28 protein-coding genes are annotated in these 23558 nt (G+C 48.3%); 4 read left to right on the top strand and 24 right to left on the bottom strand.

Translation table 11 applies throughout. The features are described from left to right. Window positions 1–24: 24 nt before the first annotated feature. The 8 genes from yqfC to SB752_RS23820 all read right to left on the bottom strand — a co-directional run bounded on the left by yqfC (window position 25) and on the right by SB752_RS23820 (window position 4960). Window positions 25–321, bottom strand: a complete 297-nt coding sequence (yqfC, locus tag SB752_RS23855; protein WP_049738103.1) for a sporulation protein YqfC — start codon at window positions 319–321, stop codon at window positions 25–27. Window positions 322–489: 168 nt separating this feature from the next. Next, window positions 490–687, bottom strand: coding sequence for a sigma-70 family RNA polymerase sigma factor (locus tag SB752_RS23850; protein WP_289142279.1), 198 nt, complete (start codon window positions 685–687; stop codon window positions 490–492). Window positions 688–837: 150 nt separating this feature from the next. Beyond that, on the bottom strand, window positions 838–1341 hold the full coding sequence (locus SB752_RS23845) for a hypothetical protein (protein ID WP_410718016.1): 504 nt from the start codon (window positions 1339–1341) through the stop codon (window positions 838–840). A gap of 11 nt (window positions 1342–1352) precedes the next feature. Further along, the gene (gene floA / locus SB752_RS23840) at window positions 1353–2357 is read right to left on the bottom strand and encodes a flotillin-like protein FloA (protein WP_410718015.1); all 1005 of its coding nucleotides are present in this window, start codon (window positions 2355–2357) and stop codon (window positions 1353–1355) included. 7 nt (window positions 2358–2364) lie between these two features. Next, a complete protein-coding gene (locus tag SB752_RS23835) occupies window positions 2365–3708 on the bottom strand; it encodes an NfeD family protein (RefSeq protein ID WP_410718014.1) in 1344 nt (447 codons plus the stop codon). A 177-nt stretch (window positions 3709–3885) separates the two neighbouring features. Further along, window positions 3886–4332, bottom strand: a complete 447-nt coding sequence (locus SB752_RS23830; protein ID WP_049738098.1) for a GatB/YqeY domain-containing protein — start codon at window positions 4330–4332, stop codon at window positions 3886–3888. A gap of 17 nt (window positions 4333–4349) precedes the next feature. Further along, window positions 4350–4523 (bottom strand): 30S ribosomal protein S21, encoded by a 174-nt coding sequence (gene rpsU, locus SB752_RS23825; RefSeq protein WP_007727630.1) that lies wholly within the window; start codon window positions 4521–4523, stop codon window positions 4350–4352. Window positions 4524–4636: 113 nt separating this feature from the next. Then, window positions 4637–4960 (bottom strand): histidine triad nucleotide-binding protein, encoded by a 324-nt coding sequence (locus SB752_RS23820; RefSeq protein ID WP_410718013.1) that lies wholly within the window; start codon window positions 4958–4960, stop codon window positions 4637–4639. A 190-nt stretch (window positions 4961–5150) separates the two neighbouring features. On the opposite strand from SB752_RS23820, the gene SB752_RS23815 reads away from it, so the two are divergent. Then, the gene (locus SB752_RS23815) at window positions 5151–6533 is read left to right on the top strand and encodes a UDP-N-acetylmuramoyl-tripeptide--D-alanyl-D-alanine ligase (protein ID WP_410718012.1); all 1383 of its coding nucleotides are present in this window, start codon (window positions 5151–5153) and stop codon (window positions 6531–6533) included. A gap of 59 nt (window positions 6534–6592) precedes the next feature. Here the strand turns inward: SB752_RS23815 and SB752_RS23810 are convergent, their stop codons facing one another. From SB752_RS23810 to SB752_RS23800, 3 genes are all read right to left on the bottom strand, one after another. Beyond that, on the bottom strand, window positions 6593–6823 hold the full coding sequence (locus SB752_RS23810) for a histidine phosphatase family protein (RefSeq protein ID WP_410718011.1): 231 nt from the start codon (window positions 6821–6823) through the stop codon (window positions 6593–6595). Next, the gene (locus SB752_RS23805; protein WP_410718010.1) at window positions 6816–6959 is read right to left on the bottom strand and encodes a hypothetical protein; all 144 of its coding nucleotides are present in this window, start codon (window positions 6957–6959) and stop codon (window positions 6816–6818) included. The genes SB752_RS23810 and SB752_RS23805 overlap by 8 nt, the downstream gene beginning before the upstream one ends. Window positions 6960–7063: 104 nt before the next feature. Further along, complete coding sequence (locus tag SB752_RS23800) at window positions 7064–8188, bottom strand: D-alanine--D-alanine ligase (protein WP_410718042.1); 1125 nt, start codon at window positions 8186–8188, stop codon at window positions 7064–7066. A 237-nt stretch (window positions 8189–8425) separates the two neighbouring features. Between SB752_RS23800 and SB752_RS23795 the strand changes: the two genes are divergently transcribed. Continuing rightward, entirely contained in the window at window positions 8426–8920 is a 495-nt protein-coding gene (locus SB752_RS23795; RefSeq protein WP_410718009.1) for a hypothetical protein, read from the top strand. Window positions 8921–8991: 71 nt separating this feature from the next. Further along, window positions 8992–9183, top strand: coding sequence for a DUF4177 domain-containing protein (locus tag SB752_RS23790; protein WP_410718008.1), 192 nt, complete (start codon window positions 8992–8994; stop codon window positions 9181–9183). Between the two features lie 45 nt (window positions 9184–9228). Here the strand turns inward: SB752_RS23790 and SB752_RS23785 are convergent, their stop codons facing one another. Beyond that, window positions 9229–10524, bottom strand: coding sequence for a class I SAM-dependent rRNA methyltransferase (locus tag SB752_RS23785; RefSeq protein WP_410718007.1), 1296 nt, complete (start codon window positions 10522–10524; stop codon window positions 9229–9231). A gap of 164 nt (window positions 10525–10688) precedes the next feature. Here SB752_RS23785 and SB752_RS23780 point away from each other — a divergent pair, with 164 nt between their 5' ends. After that, on the top strand, window positions 10689–11633 hold the full coding sequence (locus SB752_RS23780; RefSeq protein WP_410718006.1) for a Na/Pi cotransporter family protein: 945 nt from the start codon (window positions 10689–10691) through the stop codon (window positions 11631–11633). A gap of 6 nt (window positions 11634–11639) precedes the next feature. On the opposite strand, the gene SB752_RS23775 is transcribed toward SB752_RS23780, so the two are convergent. From SB752_RS23775 to hemW, 12 genes are all read right to left on the bottom strand, one after another. Then, complete coding sequence (locus tag SB752_RS23775; protein WP_410718005.1) at window positions 11640–12305, bottom strand: LrgB family protein; 666 nt, start codon at window positions 12303–12305, stop codon at window positions 11640–11642. Beyond that, entirely contained in the window at window positions 12298–12693 is a 396-nt protein-coding gene (locus SB752_RS23770; RefSeq protein ID WP_410718004.1) for a CidA/LrgA family protein, read from the bottom strand. Before SB752_RS23770 ends, SB752_RS23775 begins: the two co-directional genes overlap by 8 nt. Window positions 12694–12816: 123 nt before the next feature. Then, window positions 12817–13482: a deoxyribose-phosphate aldolase gene (gene deoC / locus SB752_RS23765; protein ID WP_410718003.1), complete on the bottom strand. Its 666-nt coding sequence runs from the start codon at window positions 13480–13482 to the stop codon at window positions 12817–12819. A gap of 3 nt (window positions 13483–13485) precedes the next feature. Further along, a complete protein-coding gene (locus SB752_RS23760; RefSeq protein WP_410718002.1) occupies window positions 13486–13914 on the bottom strand; it encodes an NUDIX hydrolase in 429 nt (142 codons plus the stop codon). Beyond that, window positions 13911–15269, bottom strand: coding sequence for a tRNA (N(6)-L-threonylcarbamoyladenosine(37)-C(2))-methylthiotransferase MtaB (gene mtaB, locus SB752_RS23755; RefSeq protein WP_410718001.1), 1359 nt, complete (start codon window positions 15267–15269; stop codon window positions 13911–13913). Before mtaB ends, SB752_RS23760 begins: the two co-directional genes overlap by 4 nt. 31 nt (window positions 15270–15300) lie before the next feature. Then, entirely contained in the window at window positions 15301–16053 is a 753-nt protein-coding gene (locus SB752_RS23750) for a 16S rRNA (uracil(1498)-N(3))-methyltransferase (RefSeq protein ID WP_410718000.1), read from the bottom strand. Window positions 16054–16071: 18 nt separating this feature from the next. Next, complete coding sequence (gene prmA / locus SB752_RS23745; protein ID WP_410717999.1) at window positions 16072–17013, bottom strand: 50S ribosomal protein L11 methyltransferase; 942 nt, start codon at window positions 17011–17013, stop codon at window positions 16072–16074. A gap of 68 nt (window positions 17014–17081) precedes the next feature. Next, window positions 17082–18212, bottom strand: a complete 1131-nt coding sequence (dnaJ, locus tag SB752_RS23740; RefSeq protein WP_410717998.1) for a molecular chaperone DnaJ — start codon at window positions 18210–18212, stop codon at window positions 17082–17084. A 155-nt stretch (window positions 18213–18367) separates the two neighbouring features. After that, window positions 18368–20197, bottom strand: a complete 1830-nt coding sequence (dnaK, locus tag SB752_RS23735; RefSeq protein WP_410717997.1) for a molecular chaperone DnaK — start codon at window positions 20195–20197, stop codon at window positions 18368–18370. A gap of 53 nt (window positions 20198–20250) precedes the next feature. Beyond that, window positions 20251–20793 (bottom strand): nucleotide exchange factor GrpE, encoded by a 543-nt coding sequence (gene grpE / locus SB752_RS23730; RefSeq protein ID WP_410717996.1) that lies wholly within the window; start codon window positions 20791–20793, stop codon window positions 20251–20253. 57 nt (window positions 20794–20850) lie between these two features. After that, complete coding sequence (gene hrcA / locus SB752_RS23725) at window positions 20851–21876, bottom strand: heat-inducible transcriptional repressor HrcA (protein ID WP_410717995.1); 1026 nt, start codon at window positions 21874–21876, stop codon at window positions 20851–20853. Between the two features lie 177 nt (window positions 21877–22053). Beyond that, window positions 22054–23196, bottom strand: a complete 1143-nt coding sequence (gene hemW / locus SB752_RS23720; protein WP_410717994.1) for a radical SAM family heme chaperone HemW — start codon at window positions 23194–23196, stop codon at window positions 22054–22056. Window positions 23197–23558 lie beyond the last annotated feature (362 nt).

Here is a 23558-nt window from a genome sequence, read left to right as displayed (position 1 = left end):
GTGTGATTCCCACCTTCCCCAGTTTTAGGAGCCTTGAGGCCCTGTTTCCAGAAATTTTACTCCGCCAATTCTTCCTTCCAAAAGCACTTCCTCCGGCAAGATCGCCCTGATGACCAACTGTTCACCGGACACAATCATTTGCCCATTCGTGAGCAGCAAGCGGAGCTCTTTTTCACTAAAGTGGAGGACTCCCCGGTGGTTCTCTATGTACATTTGCAAATGACCAATCATGGTAATGCGCGGGACTTCCAGGACCACATCTTGCGGCAGATCCAGCACCCCTCCAGCCAGTTGGCGCAGACGGCGGCTCCAACGCTTCATGGATAAGCCCCCCTTCTATCGGCGCATGGCGCCTGGTATCTTTACATTCGGCTACCTTTCGCAAATACTACGAACAAAACCATTCTTACCTATGCGTATGCGACGGATTAAAAAGGCATTACTCCAAAAAAAGACCCCTGACGCTTCGTTAAGCGGCAAGGGCTATCCTCATTTCTCTATGACCTCAGCCGATGCTGAGTTGTTGTATTTTGAAAGCGCCTTCCATTTTTTCATGACCCGTCTCACTTTGTCAGCTGAACAACCGCAAGCAATCGCCGTCTCATAAATCGATTTATTTTCGAGGACGACAAGACGAATCACCTTTTGACGGAAACGACCCATTTGTTCATATAGTTGCTGATTCAATATAAGTCCACTACCCTTCACTCATTGTTGGTAGAATTTTCTATATTATTAGGATAGTAAACACATGTACAAGAAACAAGACAAGAGATTCGCTAAGTTTCGACAAAAGAAAAAACAGATGAACGATTGTCCATCTGTTTTTCTCCTGTGTTATCCATTTCTTTTACGTGAAGCTGGGGAAACATACGGCGCTTTGGAACGAGGCTCTCCGAAGATGAGCGCCCACTTCATGCCCTCCCGAGGACTAATATCAAGCGGACTCGACTCTGTCCGTTTGGATTCAGTTAGCACCATCTGTTCAGAAGCGCTTCCCAATCGCAGAGAAGGCCCGTTAGAAGCGCGAGCAGGCTCTGTAAATGCCCATTCTTGCTCTACCCCGACTCCTTCCATGGATTCAGGCTCAATCGGCTCATATTTAGCCGATGCACGCACAGGCTTGCGTTCTTCCTCATCCTCAAACGCAGGCGTCATTGGAAAGCTCGTAGGGCCACTCACTGGTGTGAGCGTGGGTGAAACTTTGCCTTGGGTAACTTTTTTGCTCGCCTTCCCAAATACCCTATAGCCCAAATACGCTAAGATTACAAACCAAAACTTGCCAATCAGCGGCAATACCCAACCAATCAGGTCAAAGACAAGATCTAGGAGATCATCCATAGAATTTACCTTTATTCCTTGTCGTCTGGCGTTACAAGATCTTGTTTGTCACCTGTATGCCCGAAGGTTTGACGCATTTGGGTATCTGCCGCTATATTTTGCATGTTGTAGTAATCCATTACACCCATTTTTCCAGATGTCAACGCTTCTGCCAATGCCAACGGTACTTGTGCCTCGGCTTCCACAACTTTTGCTTTCATTTCCTGTACGCGCGCCTTCATTTCTTGTTCGGTTGCAACCGCCATGGCGCGGCGCTCTTCTGCTTTCGCTTGAGCGATTCGTTTGTCCGCTTCCGCTTGGTCGGTTTGCAGCTGGGCACCGATATTTTTTCCTACATCCACGTCAGCAATATCAATGGAGAGAATTTCAAACGCTGTTCCAGCATCCAGACCTTTGTTCAGTACCGTTTTCGAAATCAAATCCGGATTTTCCAATACATCTTTATGGCTATTGGACGAACCAATCGTAGAGACAATCCCTTCCCCTACACGTGCGATAATCGTTTCTTCACCCGCACCACCGACTAATCGGTCGATGTTTGCGCGCACGGTTACTTTCGCTTTTGTACGCAGCTCAATCCCGTCTTTCGCCATAGCAGCTACGACTGGCGTTTCAATTACTTTTGGGTTAACACTCATTTGTACCGCTTGCAATACGTCACGACCAGCGAGGTCAATCGCTGCCGCACGTTCAAAGCCGAGTGGAATGTCTGCACGTTGAGCAGCAACCAATGCATCTACTACACGGTCGACGTTACCACCAGCGAGGTAATGACTCTCAAGCTGGTTGGTATCGAGCTGAAGTCCCGCTTTGCGAGCCTTAATCAGCGGATTGACAATCCGGGATGGAACGACGCGACGCAGACGCATCGCAACCAGTGTAATGATCCCGATGTTCACGCCTGATGCCAGCGCGGAAATCCAGAGCATCACTGGAACGAATGAGAAGAAAATCGAGAGGGCGACAATAGCTACTGCCACCATAAATATGAGAGGTATCAAGCCACTTTCCAACATAAATCAATCACTCCTTTTGTTCTTGTTCCGCAACGACTACGCGCGTGCCTTCTACCTGTACGACGGCAACCGTTGTTCCTGCCGCAATAAAACCTCCAACAGATACGGCATCGACGCGATTGCCCTCCACTTTTACTACACCAGCAGGACGTAGTGGAGTAAGCGTAATACCCGTTTTTCCTAAAAGCTCACTCTGATCACGTGGTGCGACATATCCTTCCTCGTTGCGTTGCGCGTCACCTAAGATAAACTTGCTAAACAAGCCCTTGATGCCGTATCGCTTTATGAGCAGAAATGTCACAATCGCTGTAATCAGTGCAGCTACGCCAAGCGAAGCCAGCCCTTGCTTGGTGTCATAGGCTGCCATCACCAAACCGGTAACGATACTGATAAAACCGATTGCCCCGACAATGCCACCTGGGAGAAAAATTTCGAGAATCATTAGTAAGATACCAATAACAAACAATCCGATATGCAGCCAGTTCGCAAAGCCAGCAAGATAATGTCCGAAGAAATACAGGCCAAACGACACTAGCGAAATCGTTCCTGCAACTCCAAATCCTGGCGCGAACAGCTCCACTACGATTCCGACCAATCCAACGACCAAAAGCAAGCTCATCACTACCGGACTCGTAACCCATCGGGCAACCTTCTCCCCGCCTGTCGGTTCAATCGCTTCAAGTGAATCTGCATTTACACCCAAATGGGCCAATAGTTGATCCTTACCGGTAACAACCTGATCAGCATAGCCTAATTCCTTTGCCCTGTGAGCATCGAGAGACAACACCGTCCCCTTTGGTTTGAGTCCTGGGAATTCGTTCTCAATCTCTACCATCGCCCTTGCAACATCCGGATTGCGATTATTCAGCTTGGCAGCGGCCTTCATTTGCTCACTCCAGCCGGAGATAAACTTGATATCTGCAGCATTTCCTGCCATATCAATCGGTGTAGCTGCCCCTATGGTACTGCCCGGAGTCATCACGATCTCGTTTGCATTCAGGGCGATATAAGTCCCTGCTGAGAAGGCCTGATTGTCGATGTAAGCAACCGTATGCATCGGGGATTGCCGAATTAACTGCCCTATATTTTCCGCAGCACCAACTTCACCACCCGGTGTATTGATATGCAAGATGACGAGATCTGCCTGCATCTTTTCTGCATCTGTAAAGGCTCGACGCAAAAAACTCTCCAAGCCGCGCTCGATTGTATTATCAACCGGTATCCAGACTGCCTTTTGGTAAGACTGGGCAGTTGTGGCTGGTGCAGTTACAAACATTGTCATTCCCATCATCAGACACAGAAGTGAGATCAGCAAGCGTACGTGGCGGACGGTTGGCCATGTTGAACTCATCGCTATTTCCTCCTTTCCTCCTATCAGATTCAACGAATGCCTAATAGGGTATACGGAGGTGGAAGAAATTTGTTTCATTTTTTTACGGCATTCTCGACAAAAATCCAGAAAAAAAGAGAAACCCAACCTTCATCGGGTTGAGTTTCTCTGTTCGTATCTATATGAGGTGTTACTCGTCTACGATGGTAGTTCCTCAGATACAATCTTCTGCACGAGGTTTCCGTCTGCTCTGCCTTTCACTTTCGGCATGATCGCACCCATTACTTTGCCCATCTCCTTTTTGGAGGAGGCATTTGTCGCTGCGATACCTTCCCGAACGATATCACGAATTTCATCTTCGCTAAGCTGAGCGGGTAAGTAGGCGGAGAGCACGTCGATCTCTTCGCGCGATTTCGAGGCAAGTTCCACGCGGCCTGCCTTTTCAAATTCATGGAGGGATTCACGGCGTTGTTTTAACTCACGAGTCAAGATGGTCAGCACTTCGTCTTCAGACAAAAGTCTGCCTTTGTTAATCTCTTCATTCTTTAACGCGGCTTTCACCATGCGAATAACAGAGAGTTTTAGAACAGCTCTGTCCTTCATTGCTTGCTTCATATCTTGATCGAGTCGCTCCATTACACTCATGATGAGCCCTCCGTCAATTAAAACTTACGTTTCCGAGCTGCTTCGGATTTCTTCTTGCGCTTAATGCTAGGCTTCTCAAAGTGACGACGTTTACGCAGTTCTGCCATCACCCCGGATTTTGCGCTTTCACGCTTGAAGCGGCGAAGTGCGCTATCCAAAGACTCGTTTTTCTTGACTCGAATTTCTGCCATTTGTCTTCCCTCCCTCCGCTAAAACCGTGGGACGCCTGAGTCGATCGTACGAACAGACTGTCACACTTCATTATAGGATACAGACCCAACGAAGGTCAACCTTTAGTTCATTTTTATTCGGTAAAGCCTGCCAAAAAGTGATAATGAATATGGAATACTTCTTGTCCGCCTTCTTTGCCACAGTTGTTAATCAAGCGAAATCCTGGCAATTCAAGCTTTTTCGCGAGAGTCTGCGCCACCTGGTGAATATGGCCAATCAAAGGTAAATCCTCTGGCGTCACATCCATCAGCGTCGCGATCGGCTTACGCGGAATAATCAACAAGTGAACACGAGCTTTCGGTGCGATATCGTGAATGACGATGACCTGCTCGTCTTCATACTCCACTTTTGCAGGGATTTCACCCTCCATGATTCTGGTGAAAATGCTTTTTTTCATGAATATGCTCCTTCCATTGATGTATTTCCAGTCTGACCTCTTATGTATGCAAAGATAGTACAATGATAGCGGACAATCTCGATGAAAAGCAATGCTTCATCCTCCACTTTTGTCTTGCGACGGTACAAAGTGCGTGGTAGCATGACTTCGAGGTTGGATTGAAACCGAAGAAAAAAAGGAGTCCGTGGACATGAAACCTATTGCACTGGATTTGGCAGCGAAACGAGCAGAGGGTCTGGTACTGACTGGTTCGCCGGAACTTGTGTTGTCGTCCGTTCACTTTGATACAAGACAGCTGACGTCGGGGTCTTTGTTTGTGGCGTTAACGGGCGGTGTTCGTGATGGACATGATTTTCTTTTGCAAGCCGTTGAACAAGGTGCAGCCGCTGCGATTGTTTCCAACCAGGAAAAAATTCCTGCCGAGCTACCAAAGGACTTCGGTCTGATTCTGGTCAACGACACAGAGCGTGCTTTTCAAAAGCTCGCTGCTGCCTATCGTAAAGATTTTTCGTTCCCTTTTATCGCAATCACAGGGAGCATCGGTAAAACGACTGTTAAGGATATCGTAGCTCACGTTCTGGAAAGTCAGACCCCTGTCTACAAAACGTACAAAAACTTAAACAACAATCTCGGGGTCCCCTTGTCCCTCTTGCAGATCGATGAGCAGCATGAAGCAGCAGTGCTGGAGCTGGGAATGAATCATGCGGGAGAAATCGACCTCATCGCTTCTCTCACAAAACCGAATATCAGTGTCATTACTTATATTGGTGAATCCCATCTCGAGTTTTTTGGCACCAGAGAAAAAATTGCTCTCGCAAAGGCAGAGCTGCTCCCGCATACCGCTCCTGATGGACTCGTTCTTTTAAATAAGGACTCGGAGTATTTACAGATGGTTGCTCATCTGTATTCTGGTGAGATCATGTATTACTCAATAACGGAGCCAGCTGATTTATGGGCAGAGCACATTACAGCTGTGGAAGCCGGCACTCAGTTTGATATATGCTTCCCTACTGGTGAACGCACCACTGCTTTTATCCCTCTGTACGGAAAGCATAGTGTGCTCAATTCGTTGCCGGCCGTAGCGATCGGCAAACGTCTGGGGATGAGCACCCAGCAAATCGTGGATGCACTGGCGACCATCAAGCTTTCGGCAATGCGCTTTGAACAGGTCGACTCACGCCACGGCTCGATTTACATTAGCGACGCATACAATGCCAGTCCGACCACTATGGAAGCTGCGATTCGTACATTCGCAGAGCTGTTCTCTGATCGGAAAAAGGTGCTTGTGCTCGGTGACATGTTTGAAATGGGACCAGATAGCAAAGCACTGCACGCCCAGGTTGGGGCCAACATCAATGATCTTGCTGATCGCTTCGAGCTGCTGGTAACCATTGGTGATGAAAGTCGCTGCATCCATGATGCCTACAAAGGACCCAAGCTACACTTTCTGAAGAAAGCAGACGCTTTGACCGTACTTTTTCCGCTCCGGGATGCCCGCCACGCCTTTTTGTTCAAGGCTTCGCGCGGCATGGAGCTATGGACAATGCTGACAGATTTAGAGGATCATGCGTAATAAACACGAGACGCCGCTCTTCACTTAAGGGGACGGCGTCTTTTTTATAGTCTGGATAATCACTCCCACAAGTGCTTGACGTTCACAAGCGTATCCTCATCAAAGCTCAGCTTGTATATATCGGGCATGGTTGTCTTTTTCCAGAAGGCAAAATCATACTGCTTGTCATAATGATTCATCATAATCGTCATGATGTTGCCGTGTGTGCCAATGGCGATCTTCTTCCCCCGATATCGGTCCAGTATTTCCTGCAGTGCCGCAACAGCTCTGCTGCGAGCCACTTCATACATCGATTTGTTCTGGCTTTAACCGTTCAACTACTCGCTTCGCATCTTCCCACCCTCTCTCGGATAAGCCGCGGATTTCCTCCTGATCTGGTGCAAACGGCGATTCTGCATGGCGTACCATGTAAACATGTGTCAACATCCACTTCACTCCTGCTCACTCATGTGGAAACATATAAACTACTATAGCAAAAAAGGATGCCAGCACAGGGCGGCATCCCTTCTTTCTTTTGCGTTCTTTGTATACTATTCCAATTCCTCTGCATCCACGATGTTGCGTTGCTTATCTGCGTGACGCTCAAGCGCCAGCTGCACCAAGCGGTCAATCAGCTCACTGTAGCTTACTCCAGCAGCCTGGAAGAGCATCGGATACATGCTGAACGGTGTAAAGCCTGGCATCGTATTCACTTCATTGATGTAGAGCTGATCGTTTTTCTCATCCCAGAAAAAGTCAACCCGAGAAAGCCCTGAGCCATCCAATGCGTGAAAAGCTGTTTTGGCAACCTCTGCAATTTGATCAGCTACATGGTTTGGAATGATTGCTGGAATGGACAGCTCTGTGCCTGCGCCTTTGTATTTGGCTTCATAGTCATAAAATTCCTTTGCCGCTATGACCTCACCTACGACAGAGGTAACGAGGTCTTCATTTCCGAGGACACCAATCTCCAGCTCTCGCGCAACAACAAACTCCTCGACAATCAATCGACGGTCAAACTTGGCTGCAACCTCAAGTGCATGTGCCAGCTCGCTGCGATTTTTTGCTTTGCTGATCCCTACACTAGAGCCCATATTAGCTGGCTTCACGAAGCACGGATAACCGAGTTCACGCTCGATTTTGTCAATTACTTCATCTTGATTTCTTTCCCATTGTGAACGTAGCAAGCCCACATATTTGACTTGCGGCAACCCAGCTTGGGCAAATACCGTTTTCATCATCCATTTGTCCATACCGACCGCTGAGGCCATAACACCTGTTCCCACGTAAGGCAGGTTCGCAAGCTCCAGCATCCCCTGAATCGTGCCATCTTCACCATTTGGTCCATGAACGACCGGAAAGATGACATCTACCTGCTGCCCGATGGCAAATAGAGAAGCCGGTCTGCTCGACGCAACCACTTCCTGTCCGCGCTCATCTCCATTCTCAGCAGGTTCACCTGCGGACAAGCGCAACGCTTCAATCTTTTCAGGCAATTGACCTGCAACTGCCTCTCCCTTTACCCATGAGCCATCCAGTTGAACGTATATCGGGGTTACTTCATATCTATTTGCATCCACTGCCCTCATAATCGACATAGCAGTGCGCAATGAAACCTCGTGCTCCGAGGATTTTCCTCCATAAATGATGCCCAGGCGAATCTTTTCGTTTCCCATCTGTGCCATGCTCCCTTCCTCTCCACGGACACACAAAAGCGTCTATCCCGTTTCGGTTCCTCTCCTATGCTATGCAAAAGCCCATCAGATGCTCTTTTATCAGGCTAAAGTACGTCATTTAGCATACACAAACCAAACGTCAAATACAAGAGACACAAGTATCACCCAACGACTACCTTTATCATATCATGGGTAATAAACTTGCTGTCATGGAGCACTTGGGTTGGGGGAATGTCCATGAGAGACTATCTACTGTTTTGCTCGTATTGCTCTTCTTACACACTCTTGCACAGCTTTGACAAAGAAAGTGGGTCTTTTTTGGGGGAGTATTCCCTTTTGCACAACGAGTACACACGAAACAGCATCGTGCTAAACAAGTTCTTACTAGCGCATCTTGGCCATACGATCCGAAGCATTCCCTCGCAAACGGACGACTACCGTGAAATTATTTGCACTGCCTCCCGTTTTTTGGAGAACGATATAGACAAATACGTGGAAGAAAGCCGAGACCGTGCAAAGTACTACGAACGAGATCGAAAAAGCGAGCGGGAAATTGGCCAGGTACAGCTATATCTTATTGAGCATTTGATTTCGCACGAGCTGGAAGCCTTGAGTCATGTACGGGCTGCTACCCCGGCAGAAGGACAAGTTATTCTCGGAAAAGAGCTTGGCATTAAGCAATCGCTCGATCTGGTGCATCGTGTCATAAACGATAAGCAATTTGCAGAATGACGGATTTGCAACCCTTCCGACACAATTCCCGTATAAGAAAGGGAGACTATTTTCCTCGGGAGGGTACGTTTATGTACGAATATCATTTTGTGCGGGTGGAGCTGTCATCCTTTCGCAGACGCCCAAAAGAAGATTATCAGGCCATCGTGAACCAGCATGCAGAAGAGGGCTGGCGGCTTGTGCAAATATTTGCCCCTAGCACTGGCGGTGACGGAATGGCCAATTATTTTGAGCTGATCTTTGAAAAACCTAAAGCAGGATGATAAAGAGCGCCCCGTTATGAGGCGCTCTTTCCTTTTATCGTCCAACTAGCGACGATCCCGTACTTCAAAAATGGCAAACTTGAGGTAATGCGCTTCATCAGCCCCGCTAATCTGAGGATGATCCTTGCCCGCCCCACGCCATTCAATCAGACGCAAAATTTTCTTCGCATCCACAGCGGCCTCTTGAATTGTATCCAGAAACAGCTCAGGGGACATATGATAGGAGCAAGATGCGGTTACGAGGAACCCGCCTGGCCGAACCAGCTTCATACCGTGCAGGTTAATATCCTTGTATCCACGGATCGCCCCTTTTACTGCGCCACGAGATTTTGCAAAGGCTGGTGGGTCCAGAATCACAACATCCCAGTTTTTCCCTGCCTCTACATTTTCACGCAGGTAATCAAAAGCATTAGCTACTACAAAATCGACCCGATGTAAAAAGCCGTTGAGCGTAATATTGCGTTTCGCAGTTTCAATCGCATGCTCGGAAATGTCCAATGCAGTCACTTTTTTGGCCCCGTGCTTGCACGCGTTCAGCGTGAAGGAACCAGTATGGGTAAAACACTCCAGCACCTCTGCTCCGTCCCAAAACGGGTTTTTAACGACTTTGCCACGCTTGTCGACAGGAAGCAGCTTCTGTTCTCCCTCTACTTCTACATTCGAGAGCGTGATGCCGTGTTTGTCACCCCAGCCCTTCATAAGCGGTGCGATCGAAGCACGGTTTTCCCGCTGATCGTAGAAAAAGCCTGTTTTTTGTCCCTCAACGATATCCACGAAATATTTGAGTCCGTTTTCCTCAATCATGACCTCACGCGGACACTCGCCGTAGAGCACCTCTTTGCTTTGCGTCAAGCCTTCGAGCTCCCGCACTGGTACATCATTACGCAAATAGATCCCCGTTGGCGAAAACACTTCAACCAAAGCATCACGAATCCAAGTAATACGTTGCTCCATTCCGAGTGAAAGAACCTGGACCACCAAAATATCTTCGTAGCGATCGACGATCAGTCCTGGCAAAAAGTCTGCTTCCCCGTAAATGACGCGACACGCTCTAGGGTTGTCCACAAAACGGGTACGAAACTCAGCTGCTTGTCTGATTTTATTCAGAAAGAAATCGTATTCAATCGTCTCTTTTTGGTCGTAGCTGAGGATGCGTACAATCATCTGCGAAGCCGGGTTGATATATCCTTTTGCAAGAAAATGCCCTTTATGATTGGCAACTTCAACAATGTCACCTGGTACGACGTCACCTTGAATTTCCAGCACCTCTGATTTGAAAATCCATGGGTGCCCTGTTTCCAATCGCTTTTTACGATGTTGGTTCAACAATACTTTTGCCATGCTGTTAATCCTCCTCTGATCTGGCTTTCCTATGCGATTCCTCGCTGACCTGGTCAGGCAATACTCATGCCTGACTTTGTACAGGCAATTGTCATGCCCGACCTGGTACAGGCATAGCGTTATAGTATCTCTTTTGACCCTGTAAAGAAGGAGGACCCATAGCAGTGATCGTTTCCATCCTCGCTCCTTTTACCTTCGGGCTTAGCTTTTTTCTGTTCGGTATGTATGCCATGCGGACTGGCTTTCAAAATCTCGCAGGCAAGAAAATGGAAGAATGGATGTCACGCTTCACACGAACACCAGTCCACAGCTTTTGGATTGGGCTTTTGACCACCTTTGTTTTGCAGAGCTCCAGCGCCGTAACTGTTTTGACTATCGGGCTGACCAATGCGGGATTGATCCAATTTACGCAGACCGTCGGAATTATACTCGGTACGAATCTAGGTACGACCGTTACCACCGAGCTGATCGCGCTCAAGCTGGAGTCCTTTGCCATACCTATGCTGCTCGTAGGTGTCGCACTATGGTTGATGCCCCGCCGAAACATCCGTTGCATCGGGCTCGTTGTTGCCGGGTTCGGACTGATTTTCCTCGGTATTGACACCATGAAGATCATGGCAAAGCCTTTGGAGCAATCTGAAACTTTCCGATCCCTGTTTATGGAAAGCAGTCATTCCATATGGGTCGGGCTCATCACTGGGATTGTCTTTACCGCTCTGATTCATAGTGGTTCAGCAACTACCGTGATTACGATGGGGCTGTTGACGCATCAAGTATTATCGATGGAAACTGCTCTCGCGATCGTACTTGGCGCCAATATCGGCACTTGCTTTACTGCAGTCATCGCCAGCATCGGAACCAATATTGCCTCCAAGCAAGTCGCCTGGTGCCATACGTTATTTAATGTCGCAGGTGCACTCGTCTTTTTACCCATACTTCCCCAGCTTGCCCTGGTGAGTGCTTTTTTAACGGATAATCCTTCGATGCAGATCGCCCACTCCCAGACGATTTTTAATTTGGTCTGCTCCCTTGTCGCCTTGCCTTTTGCTGCGCACATCGCTCGCTTTATCCAGTGGCTAATTCCGGATAAACGAAAATTCAGCAGATAAGCGGTGCTACAGCGTAAATGGAATCAAATAGAGCGAAGTGATTACACCCGCTACAATCATTGCGACACTAGAGGCTGCCGTCTGGACAGGGGATATCCGGTTCAAGCTGGCAGTACCGATCGCATGAGCGCTTGTGCCGACTGCAATCCCGATTGCCCAATCGTCTGTGATCCCACCCCATTTGAGAACAGGTCGGGCGATGAGAACCCCGATCATTCCTGTCAGCGCAGTGAAAAAGGCTGCCAATGCGGGGACTCCACCTACCGAGCGCGCAAGCTCCAACGCGATGGGTGTAGTCACTGACTTGCTGAGCATGCTTTTAAGAAGGACTTCATCTGACCCAAAACACCAATGAATCACATAGACCGTTAAAATCGCTACCGCACAGCCAACACAAATACCGAGCACAACGCCCCGCCAAATATGCGCGAACTCTCTGATTTGTTTTGCTAAAGGTACTGCCAACGCTACAGTAGCAGGACCAAGCCAAAACGAGATCCATTGGCCTCCAGCAGAAAACGCCTCCCAGTCGCCACTGAGCGCCCACCACAATACCCATACGAGGACAACCGCAACAATCAGGGGTTGCAAGCGGGGGAAGCGTGCTGAGATCGACGTAGCGCCTCTGTAACCTGCGAGCGTAACTAAGATCGCAAACAATTGACTAAACATCGAGAGCCCTCCCTTCTTGCTGTATGGACGGCTTCTCTTTTTGCCTTTGTCGCTTTAGATACCATTGAACCACTCGACCGGTAACTAGCATGACAAGCATCGGACCTGCGACAAGCGCAATCAGAATTGGCCATGGATCTTGGGAAATCAAATTCATGTACGAGGCAACACCAACAATGATCGGCACAAAAAAAAGCATCATGTGTCGTATAAGAAAGGAGCTTGCCTGCTCGACCCAATCCATGCGTATCCAACCCATACAAAGCCCTAGTGTCAATAGCAGCATCCCCGTCAGGTTTCCTGGCAGAGGGATGTGAAGCCATTTGCTCGCAGCGATTCCCGCTCCATAAAAGGCAAGCAAGATCATGATCCCTTTAACGATCTTCATTGCTGTTCCCCCTTCTCCCAAACTCCTGCCTCTCTTAAGCTATTGTAAATTTGTAGCAAACTGAATGGAGCCTTGATCACGGAAAAAGCCCGGCCTATCCTTGGCCAGGCTTTTCTCCACTTACTAGTATCCGCTTCCTGTCGGTTTTGCACCAGTGACAATAGACACACCAGAGCTAGTCCCGATCCGGCTCGCACCTGCTTCGATCATCGCCAAGGCTGCTTCGCCATCACGTACGCCACCAGAAGCCTTTACGCCTACATTAGCGCCAACCGTCTTGCGCATGAGAGCAATATCTTCTACTGTTGCCCCACCAGGACCAAAACCGGTGGACGTTTTCACGTAGTCAGCACCTGCTTCCACACAGAGCTTGCACGCTGTTTCTTTTTCTTCGTCTGTCAAAAGACCTGTTTCCAGAATCACTTTGAGGAGAACATCTCCTGCTGCCTTTTTTACTGCTGCAACATCCGCTTTCACCGTTTCCAGATCACCGGATTTCAAGGCGCCCACGTTGAGTACCATATCTACCTCAGTAGCTCCGCTTCTAATCGCATCACGTGTCTCTGCTGCCTTTACTTCTGATGTGCTGGCGCCCAAAGGGAAACCGATAACCGTGCAGACCTTCACATCTGTACCTGCCAAAAGCTCAGCAGAACGCTTCACCCAGTACGGATTTACACAAACGGAGGCAAAATCGTGTTCTTTTGCCTCTGCACACAGCTTGTCAATCATCGCTTGCGTCGCTTCCGGCTTCAAAAGAGTGTGATCAATATATTTATTCATTTTCATGAATTACACCTCAATCCCTAATTGTTGGAAGGCAAGGCGGAAAACATTATCATTGTTGCGGTATCCCCGTTTAAGCTGGAGCTCCCACGCCTCAGCAGCCGTGTGCCAATGCACATCGTTGATTTCTTCCAGCTGCACGGTAATTTCTGTGTTATAAGCTTCAACCAAATAATAATGGACTTCCTTGTTCACGTTTTCGCCTGTTACTGGATGATGGTACTCATACGTAATCATATCCAGCTTTTTATCCAGACGGCCAGCCACTCCGGTTTCTTCCAGCACCTCTCGAAGAGCTGTCTCTTCAATTGTCTCGCCCAGCTCCTGCTTGCCTTTTGCGAGCGTTACCTTGCCATAGCGGTCTTCGATCAACAGAAGCATGTACGCTGAATCCTGCTCGCGGTACACTACGCCTCCAGCCGAAATCTCTTTCATATCGCCCGCTCCTTCAAGTAAGGTAGCATATCGTTTTCAACGACACGGACGAAGGTTCCTTTGCAGTATTCGGAGCTTGGCTCGTCAAGGCGTACCTTGCAGATTTTTCCGATCATGCTCTCATCACCCGGGAAAATGACGTTCAGGTAGTTATCGGAATAGCCCATTAAAAGGCCGCTTTCTGGAGCATCCTTAAATGGACGTTCTGGAATGACTTCCAATACGTCGCCAACAAATTGCTTGGAGTAGGTCATGGTTAACTCTTGATTCAGCTCCAGCAACTGGGTTACACGGCGATGCTTTTCTTCTTCAGGGATTTGATCGGTCATACGAGCAGCTGGTGTTCCTGTTCGCATGGAGTAAGGGAATACATGCAGCTCAGCGAAACCGATTTTTTTGATAAAGTCGTAGCCGTTCATAAACTGCTCTTCTGTTTCTCCCGGGAAGCCTACAATCACGTCTGTCGTAATAGCTGCGCCTGGCAACGCTTCACGAACCTTGACCATTTTTTCGTAGAATTCAGCAGTTGTGTACTTGCGGCGCATGCGCTTGAGAACATCGTCATCACCGGCTTGAAGAGGTACGTGCAGATGGCGAACGACGCGATCAGATTTATTGATAACCTCAATCACTTCATCCGTAATCTGACTGGCTTCAATCGAGCTGATGCGAATGCGCTTCAGTCCCTCTACCTGATGCAGGTCTACCAAAAGCTTGGCGAGGTTATAATCTTCCAGGTCTTCGCCGTATCCACCAGTGTGAATTCCCGTCAGAACGATCTCCAAATAGCCTGCCTCTACCAGCTTCTGTGCTTGCTCAATTACACTTTCCGGCTTGCGGGAGCGCATCAAGCCACGCGCCCACGGAATAATGCAAAATGTGCAGAAGTTGTTGCAGCCTTCCTGGATTTTCAGGGAAGCACGTGTACGATCCATAAAGTTCGGTACATCCAGCTCCTCAAACTCACGAGCTTTCATGATGTTGCCGACTGCATTAATCGGTGTCCGCTCCTGGCGAATTTGATCCACGTATTCGATCAGCTTTTCGCGGCCTTGTGTCCCTACGACAATATCGACTCCCGGAATTTGCGCAATCTCACTCGGGGAGGTTTGTGCATAGCAGCCTGTAACCGCGACAATCGCCTCAGGATTTCGGCGAATGGCACGACGAATTACTTGGCGACTCTTTTTATCACCTGTATTGGTAACGGTACAAGTGTTAATGACATAGACATCTGCCTCATCCTGCTCAAAGTCGACCCTCTCATAGCCGTCTGCTTTGAACAGCTGCCAAATGGCTTCTGTCTCATAGCTGTTTACTTTGCAACCTAATGTATGAAAAGCAACGGTAGACATTGCGATTCCTCCTTTCGTTCCTGCTCGGGCCTTAGCGAAGTAATGTGCCTTTCCGTTCAAACTGATAGGAAGCACAGGCCAGAATGTACTGGCTGGCTGTTTCGGTACGCAAAATGCGTGGACCCAGTGAGACGGTTAGAAATCCCATCTTCTCCGCTTGTGCTACTTCGTCCACAGAAAAACCGCCTTCTGGTCCGACTAAGACGAGCAAGGAATCATCTGCAGACATATCCCCCAGCACGTGATGAAGAGTCGTGCTGCCTTCTTTTTCATAAGCGATGGCACATCTTGTGTAGCTCTTTGCCGCTTGCAGTGCTTCTCTAAAAGAAACAGGTGACAGCAGCTCTGGCAAAACGGCCCGATGGGACTGTTCTGCTGCTTCTTTAACAATTTTGCGCCAGCGCTCTAGCTTTTTTGCCTCTTTTTTTGCATCCAGCTTCACGATGGTACGCTCAGAGGAAAACGGAAAAAAAGAGTACGCTCCAAGTTCCGTCCCCTTTTGCAAGATCCACTCCATCTTCTCGCCTTTTGGCAGCCCTTGTCCAATCGTTACCCGAATTGGGAGTTCGCGCTCTTCTACGAGCACCTCTACCACATCCGCCTTTACTTCTTTTGGAGAAAGGGAGACAAGCTTGGCTCTTACCGTTTTACCTGCTCCATCCGAAACAAGAATTTCTTCGCCGACGCGAGCTCGCATTACGTTTACGATATGATGAACATCGTCTCCGATAATGGTAATCTCCTGTTCGGTAAAGAGATGTGGCTCGGCAAAATATCGTTGCATCTCGCCAACCTCACTATTCTACTGTTTTTTCGCTACAATTGCTACCCAGTCATCGATGAAAATGGTTTCCACGATCTGAAGGTCAGAAGCTGTCAGTGCTGCTTTTACGTCGTCTGCACGCGCTTCAATGATCCCTGAGGCAATAAAGGTACCACCAGGCTTCAGCACTCGGAATACATCATCCGTAAACCGCAAAATCACTTCCGCCAAAATGTTGGCGATGACGACCTCTACCTGCTCTTCGATGCCATCCAAAAGATTGTTCTGTCTCACAACGATGTGCTCGTGTACCTTGTTTAACTCTGTATTAGCTTGCGCAGAACGGACCGCAACCTCATCCAGGTCCATCGCCAAAACATTTGCCGCCCCCAGCTTGATAGCCGCAATGCTCAAGATGGCCGTTCCGGTTCCCACATCGTAGACACGGTCGCCTTTTGCCAAATACTTTTCCAATGCACGCAGACACAGAATCGTCGTTGGATGTGTTCCGGTACCAAAAGCCATTCCCGGGTCCATCTCGATAATGATTTCGTCCGGCGTTTTCGGCTCATACTCTTCCCAGACCGGCTTGATCGTCATGCGATCCGAAACATACACCGGCTTGTAATACTTTTTCCAGGCGTGGGCCCACTCGTCTTCGTGAACATCGTTGACAGCAATGGTAGCTTTGCCAATGTCCAGACCGTACTCTGTTAACTGGGCCAATTGCTCCTTCAGCTCTTCCACCACATCAAGCAGTTCACTGCTGTCTACGGGCAAGTAAGCTTTGACGAATACGCCCTCGGCCGGAAAATCATCAGGAGATAGCTGGTAGATTTCACCAAACGGTGTATCCCACTCGCGATAAAGCACCTCTGGGTCTTCAATCACGACACCATTGGCACCCATTTCATACAAGAGGTTGGACACCGCCTCCGTAGCCTCCGCTGTTGTATGGATACTCACTTCTGACCATTTCACGAATCTACCACTCCCCACGTAAGCTCCCAATCGGGATTTTCATCAAGTAATCGGACAAAATCCGCGACTTATTCGCCGCGGAATGCCCGTTTCATTTTTTCGAAAAAGCCTTCGTCTTCTCCACCGTGTTGCCCAGGCTTTTCACCTGACAACTCAGCAAGCTCACGCAAAAGCTCCTTTTGTTTGTCACTAAGCTTGGTCGGAGTCACTACGCGTACTTTCACATGCTGATCCCCGCGACCACTGCCACGGAGGTGAGGTACACCTTTACCCCGCAAGCGGAAGAAGGTTTCTGTCTGTGTTCCAGACGGGATTTTCAGCTTTACACGGCCATCGACTGTCGGCACCTCGATCTCATCCCCAAGCGCAGCCTGCGCATAGGTGAGTGGAACCTCACAATAGATATCATTTCCTTCCCGCTCAAAAAACTCATGGCTCTTCACACGCAATACAACATACAGGTCACCTGGAGGCCCACCATTTGCTCCCGGCTCGCCTTCGCCAGATACGCGCAGCTGTGCACCGTCATCCACACCCGCTGGTATGTTGAGGTGAATTTTGCGGCGTACTTTGACGCGTCCATTTCCACGGCAGGTAGGGCATTTCTCCTTGTAGACCTTCCCTTTTCCTTCACAAGCCGTACAAACGCGGCGATTTACGATACGGCCAAATGGCGTATTCGCTGCAACCTCTTGTTGTCCTGTACCATTACATGTCTTACAAGTGTCCACACTCGTTCCCGGTTTTGCACCAGAACCAAGACAAGTGTCGCACTCTGCTTCTTTCGGAATTTCCACATCGGTTTCTTTTCCAAAAATAGCATCCGTGAAATCTATGCTCAAACCAAATTGCAAATCGGCACCTTTACGAGGCGCGTTTGGATTCGCTCTTCTGCCACCGCCGCCACCGAAGAACATGTCAAAAATGTCACCGAAGCCGCCCATTCCAGAGGCATCAAAACCACCGCCGCCAAAGCCCTGATTCGGGTCCTGATGACCAAAACGGTCGTATTGTGCACGCTTTTGTGGCTCGGAAAGGACGTCATACGCTTCCTTTACTTCTTTGAACTTTTCTTCCGCATCAGCGGCTTTATTTACATCTGGATGGTACTGGCGCGCAAGCTTGCGATACGCTTTTTTAATTTCCTCAGCGTCCGCTTCCTTGGAGACTCCGAGTACCTCGTAAAAATCGCGTTTCATCTCCTATATCACTCCCATGACAGTCAACTGTTATCATAGCATGTGACAGACTTGAAAAAAAGTCAAAGTCAGCAGTTAAGTGACTTTGACTTTCATGGGTCACATCGTACAGAGCAAGGGAGGGGATGATCCCTCCCTCACCGTTTCCAACGAATTTATTTTTTGTCGTCTACCACTTCATAGTCAGCGTCCACTACATTGTCCTTCTTCGGTTCTTGGCCTTCTGCTCCGCCTTGCGCATTTTGCTGTGCTTGAGCAGCTTGCTCATACAGCTTCACAGAAATTTGTTGAATAATCTCGGACAATGCGTCTTTCGTAGACTTGATTTCCTCGAGATTGCCGCCTTCCAGCGCCTTTTTCACTTTGTCTTTTGCTTCATTCGCACGATCGATCTCTGCTTGATCGATTTTACCTTCCACTTCTTTCAGTGTTTTCTCAGTAGTGAACACGAGTTGGTCAGCTTCGTTGCGAATTTCTACTTGCTCTTTGCGCTGTTTGTCAGCTTCAGCATTCAGCTCTGCTTCTTTTACCATACGATCGATTTCATCGTCAGACAGACCAGAGTTGGATGTGATCGTGATGCGTTGCTCTTTACCTGTACCCAGGTCTTTTGCACGCACGTTCACGATACCATTGGCATCAAGGTCGAAGGAAACTTCGATTTGCGGGATGCCGCGTGGAGCTGGTGGGATATCAGACAATGTGAAGCGTCCGAGCGATTTGTTGTCATTCGCCATTTGACGCTCACCTTGCAGCACGTGAATTTCTACGGATGTTTGGTTGTCAGCTGCAGTAGAGAAAACTTGGGATTTGCTTGTTGGGATCGTCGTGTTGCGATCAATCAGCTTGGTGAATACACCACCCAATGTTTCGATACCGAGGGAGAGTGGAGTAACGTCGAGAAGAACAACGTCCTTCACATCACCAGTCAGTACGCCTGCTTGAACAGCAGCACCCAGTGCTACTACTTCATCCGGGTTAACGCCTTTATGAGGCTCTTTGCCTGTGAATTTCTTGATTGCTTCTTGCACCGCTGGAATACGAGTGGAACCACCAACCAGGATTACACGGTTGAGTTCGCTTGGAGTTAATCCAGCATCTTTCAGCGCTTGACGAGTTGGGCCCATTGTACGCTCAACCAGCTCAGCAGTCAGCTCTTCGAATTTCGCGCGAGTCAGGTTCATCTCCAAGTGTTTTGGACCAGTCGCATCTGCTGTGATGAACGGCAGAGAGATAGTGGTAGTCAATACGCCGGAGAGGTCTTTTTTCGCTTTTTCCGCTGCATCTTTCAGGCGTTGTTGCGCCATGCGATCTTTGGACAAGTCGATGCCATGCTCTTTTTTGAACTCGCTCACGAGGTAATCCATAACGACTTGGTCAAAGTCGTCTCCACCCAGTTTGTTGTCACCGGAGGTTGCTTTTACTTCGAAGAAGCCTTCGGACAATTCAAGAATGGATACGTCAAAGGTACCACCACCCAAGTCAAATACGAGGACGGTTTGGTCTTCTGTTTTTTCCATACCGTATGCAAGTGCTGCAGCGGTTGGTTCGTTCACGATACGAAGTACTTCCAGACCAGCAATTTTACCAGCATCTTTGGTTGCTTGGCGCTGGCTGTCATTGAAGTATGCCGGAACCGTAATCACTGCCTGCGTCACTGGTTGACCCAGATAGGCTTCCGCATCCGATTTCAGCTTTTGCAAAATCATAGCAGAAAGCTGCTCTGGCGTATAAGGATTTCCTTCCAGCGTTTCCTTATGAGTAGAACCCATGTGGCGCTTGATGGAGATTACGGTATTATCCGGGTTAGTGATTGCTTGACGCTTTGCTGCTTCCCCGACAATTCGCTCACCGTTTTTAAAAGCAACGACGGATGGGGTCGTACGGTTACCTTCTGCGTTGGCAATAACGACAGGTTCTCCGCCTTCCATTACTGCTACACAAGAGTTAGTTGTTCCAAGGTCAATTCCGATTACGCGACTCATACAATATGTCCTCCTAACACTTCACTGTCAATTTATAGATTATGAAAAAATGGTTATTCGTTTACTTGAACCATCGCCGGACGAATGACGCGGTCTTTAAAAATGTACCCTTTTTGCAGCTCGCCCACTACAATACCTGAGTCGAATTCAGGATCTTGCGTTTGCATGACCGCTTGATGGTAGTGAGGATCAAACGGCTGTCCTTTTGCTTCAATCGCATTCAAGCCTTCTTTTTGGAAAGCCTGCACCATCTGACGGTAAACCATGTCAACCCCTGTCAACAGTGATTCTACAGTCATCGATTCCTTGTCAGCTGCAAGCGCCCGCTCAAAGTTATCGAGAACCGGCAAGAGCTCTTCCACGATTTTTTGGGAAGCGTACTTGGCCAGATCTTCTTGTTCCTTGCGCACACGTCTTCTGAGGTTATCCATGTCGGCCAAAGCACGAAGCATCCGGTTTTCGTGCTCCTCTGCCTGTGCCTTCCACTGGGCTGCTTCTTGCTCCCAGTTTACGTCGACCGCTTCCTGCTGCTCACTTGCTGCAGTCCCTTGCTCCTCATCGGCAGACAAATCTTTCGTCAATTTTTCGTCGCTCAAGTCGATACCTCCTGCGGCTCACCTCCGGCACCTCATGCCGGCAGCCTTTCTATCCATTTATTTCTCAAACTGCGAAGTCAGCATGCGCGATAAGCCTTCTGCCAGATAGTTGAGCACAGTAATGACTCTGCCGTATTCCATCCGCGTTGGCCCAAGTATCCCCACCATCCCTACCGGCTTGCCACCTAGTGAATAGGATGTCGTGATAATACTGCATTGCTTGATCGCGTCTAGCTGGTTTTCCTGACCGATGCGTACCGTAAGCCCATCCGCTGGCATCCCGAACAAATGAAGCAATTGATCGTTTTGCTCCAAAAGCTCCAAAATGTCCTTGACCTTGTCTACATCCCGGAATTCAGGCTGGTTCATGATTTTGGTCGCACCGCGAAGGTACACTCGATCCTCTTCTTGTGTCAGCGATTGATCGAGGACACGAAGCATTTCCTCATACTGTTCTGCGTGGCGTCGCATCTCCCCAGATATTTCCTGATAGAGACGCTGCCTGAGCTGCCATAGTGGCACGTCGGCGAGTCTGCTGTTCAAAAGGTTGACCAGACGCTCGATTTCTCCAGCTCCAATTCCCTCTGGCAAATCTATCAGCTTGTTTTCCACGCGTCCTGTATGTGTAACCACAATCGCTACTGCTTGCTGTTCATTGAGAGGAACGATTTGTATATGTTTTAACCGATGCTCAAAGATTTCTGGCCCCAGTACAACCGCTGTGTAATTGGTTAACTGAGAAAGAATTTGAGCCGTATATTCTACCACTTGTTCAGAATGGAGAATACGCTCGGCAAACAACTGTTTCAGTTTACCCAATTCGCCGTCATCCAAAAGATGCGGCTGAATCAGATTGTCGACGTAAAAACGATATCCTTTTGTAGAAGGAACTCGTCCTGCCGACGTATGAGGTTGCTCTAAGTATCCCAGCTCTTCCAAATCGGACATCTCATTACGTATCGTTGCCGAAGAAAAGCCGATGCCCTCCCGTTTCGAGATGGTTCGGGAGCCAACAGGTTCGGCTGAATGAATGTAATTATCGACAATCGCATTAAGAATTAATTGTTGACGGTCTGATAACATAGATGTCGCTCGCCTCCCTGTGGTGTGCACTTTGAGTATCTAAATACTTTGTTAGCACTCCATGCTAACGAGTGCTAAATCTATTTACTAAGGTATCAATAGTAGAAGGATTTGTCAACGGACTTGAGTAAGTTAGAAGGTCAAAATGAAACAAATTTCGCCAGTTTTATGCAAATATTAGCGTAAGAAACGGGCAAATACCTCATTTCCAAGGGGCAGTCCTTGTTTTGTCAGCTTCAGGAAGCCGTTTTGCTCTTGCAGCATCCCTTTGGCAATCTCTTCTTTAACAATCTGTCCAAAAACATCCTCTACGGTTGTACCGAAGCGTTTTGCAAAACGTTCAAGGTCCACTCCTTCGCGCAGACGTAAGCCTAAAATCATTTGCTCCTCCATCGCATCCTCACGAGGAACAGGGAACTGATCAATACGTGGCAAGCCTTCCTTGCACTTTTGCAAATAGATGGCGAGCGGACCAGCATTCACATGTCTTTCTCCACCAACGTAGCCGTGGGCACCTGCCCCCAAACCATAGTATTCATCATTGAGCCAATACGTTTTATTATGTTTGCTTTCATAGCCTGGTTTGGCAAAATTACTGATTTCGTACTGCTGGTAGCCGTGCTTCTCCATTTCTTCAATTAAGACCATATACATAAGGAGCTCAGCGTCTTCGGAAGGCAGAGGGAGCTGGTCTTTTTGATAAAGGGTATGGAACAGCGTGTTTTCCTCTACTTTCAAGCTATAGGCTGAAAAATGAGTCGTGCCAAGGTCAAATGCCTTGTCTAGCGTCTCACGGAAAATTTCTACTGTCTGGTCAGGCAAGCCGAACATTAAATCGATGCTGAAATTGTCGAAGCCTACTTTCTTGGCATTGTCGATGCTTCGATATACATCATCGCGATCATGGATGCGCCCCAGACGCTTCAAGAGCGCATTATCAAACGACTGCACCCCAAAGCTGAGTCTGTTGACCCCCATCTCCCGCATGATTCTGAGCTTTTCCACATCGGTTGTGCCCGGGTTAGCCTCCATCGTAAATTCAATATCTGGCGTCCAGTACTTGCCGAGCTGTTCCTGGACGTTGGCGAGAAAGGCACGCATCTGTTCATGGTCTAAAAATGTTGGAGTCCCTCCGCCAACAAAGATCGTTTTGACCTGTGTGGCAGGCTGCTGGCTAAAGGTCAACTCCATCTCTCTCTTCAGCGCTTCGAGGTAATCCCAGATAAGCTGGGGATTGTTCGTCACGAACGAGTTAAAGTCACAGTAATAGCATTTATTTGTGCAAAAGGGAATGTGGATGTAAACCGATTGAGGCATCATGTCCCTTTCCCTCCTTTTTCATCGAATAACAGAATGGAAAAGACCTGACACAAGGTCAGGCCTACTCATGCTTCTAATAGCCCTCATCCTATTGTATTTGATTGTTTCGCATCAAACAAGAGTTCTCCCCTCCCACAGCGTTGGCTAGTCGGTGACACGCTTGTTATATAATGAAGCTTTTTGTTTTAAGTAACAATGAAAGCAAATAATGCTGAACTAGCTCCCTCTCCACTTACTGAATAAAATTTGATAAGTGGTTCCAAACTAAAAACTGATTGTACGGATTAGATATAACCAAAACTAAACTACAAGGTAATAATGCTGATGAAGATAGATACTGTTACCTCTTTATTTCGACCTGC

The organism is Brevibacillus sp. SIMBA_040 (assembly GCF_046535075.1).
Classification (GTDB): domain Bacteria; phylum Bacillota; class Bacilli; order Brevibacillales; family Brevibacillaceae; genus Brevibacillus.
This window is presented reverse-complemented; position numbering and strand designations above follow the sequence as displayed.

Coding starts and splice junctions, on each gene's coding strand:
- yqfC (WP_049738103.1), bottom strand. CDS start 321: ATGAAGCGTTGGAGCCGCCGTCTGCGCCAACTGGCTGGAGGGGTGCTG.
- SB752_RS23845 (WP_410718016.1), bottom strand. CDS start 1,341: ATGGATGATCTCCTAGATCTTGTCTTTGACCTGATTGGTTGGGTATTG.
- floA (WP_410718015.1), bottom strand. CDS start 2,357: ATGTTGGAAAGTGGCTTGATACCTCTCATATTTATGGTGGCAGTAGCT.
- SB752_RS23835 (WP_410718014.1), bottom strand. CDS start 3,708: ATGAGTTCAACATGGCCAACCGTCCGCCACGTACGCTTGCTGATCTCA.
- SB752_RS23830 (WP_049738098.1), bottom strand. CDS start 4,332: ATGAGTGTAATGGAGCGACTCGATCAAGATATGAAGCAAGCAATGAAG.
- rpsU (WP_007727630.1), bottom strand. CDS start 4,523: ATGGCAGAAATTCGAGTCAAGAAAAACGAGTCTTTGGATAGCGCACTT.
- SB752_RS23820 (WP_410718013.1), bottom strand. CDS start 4,960: ATGAAAAAAAGCATTTTCACCAGAATCATGGAGGGTGAAATCCCTGCA.
- SB752_RS23815 (WP_410718012.1), top strand. CDS start 5,151: ATGAAACCTATTGCACTGGATTTGGCAGCGAAACGAGCAGAGGGTCTG.
- SB752_RS23810 (WP_410718011.1), bottom strand. CDS start 6,823: ATGTATGAAGTGGCTCGCAGCAGAGCTGTTGCGGCACTGCAGGAAATA.
- SB752_RS23805 (WP_410718010.1), bottom strand. CDS start 6,959: ATGTTGACACATGTTTACATGGTACGCCATGCAGAATCGCCGTTTGCA.
- SB752_RS23800 (WP_410718042.1), bottom strand. CDS start 8,188: ATGGGAAACGAAAAGATTCGCCTGGGCATCATTTATGGAGGAAAATCC.
- SB752_RS23795 (WP_410718009.1), top strand. CDS start 8,426: ATGAGAGACTATCTACTGTTTTGCTCGTATTGCTCTTCTTACACACTC.
- SB752_RS23790 (WP_410718008.1), top strand. CDS start 8,992: ATGTACGAATATCATTTTGTGCGGGTGGAGCTGTCATCCTTTCGCAGA.
- SB752_RS23785 (WP_410718007.1), bottom strand. CDS start 10,524: ATGGCAAAAGTATTGTTGAACCAACATCGTAAAAAGCGATTGGAAACA.
- SB752_RS23775 (WP_410718005.1), bottom strand. CDS start 12,305: ATGTTTAGTCAATTGTTTGCGATCTTAGTTACGCTCGCAGGTTACAGA.
- SB752_RS23770 (WP_410718004.1), bottom strand. CDS start 12,693: ATGAAGATCGTTAAAGGGATCATGATCTTGCTTGCCTTTTATGGAGCG.
- deoC (WP_410718003.1), bottom strand. CDS start 13,482: ATGAAAATGAATAAATATATTGATCACACTCTTTTGAAGCCGGAAGCG.
- SB752_RS23760 (WP_410718002.1), bottom strand. CDS start 13,914: ATGAAAGAGATTTCGGCTGGAGGCGTAGTGTACCGCGAGCAGGATTCA.
- mtaB (WP_410718001.1), bottom strand. CDS start 15,269: ATGTCTACCGTTGCTTTTCATACATTAGGTTGCAAAGTAAACAGCTAT.
- SB752_RS23750 (WP_410718000.1), bottom strand. CDS start 16,053: ATGCAACGATATTTTGCCGAGCCACATCTCTTTACCGAACAGGAGATT.
- dnaJ (WP_410717998.1), bottom strand. CDS start 18,212: ATGAAACGCGATTTTTACGAGGTACTCGGAGTCTCCAAGGAAGCGGAC.
- dnaK (WP_410717997.1), bottom strand. CDS start 20,197: ATGAGTCGCGTAATCGGAATTGACCTTGGAACAACTAACTCTTGTGTA.
- hrcA (WP_410717995.1), bottom strand. CDS start 21,876: ATGTTATCAGACCGTCAACAATTAATTCTTAATGCGATTGTCGATAAT.
- hemW (WP_410717994.1), bottom strand. CDS start 23,196: ATGATGCCTCAATCGGTTTACATCCACATTCCCTTTTGCACAAATAAA.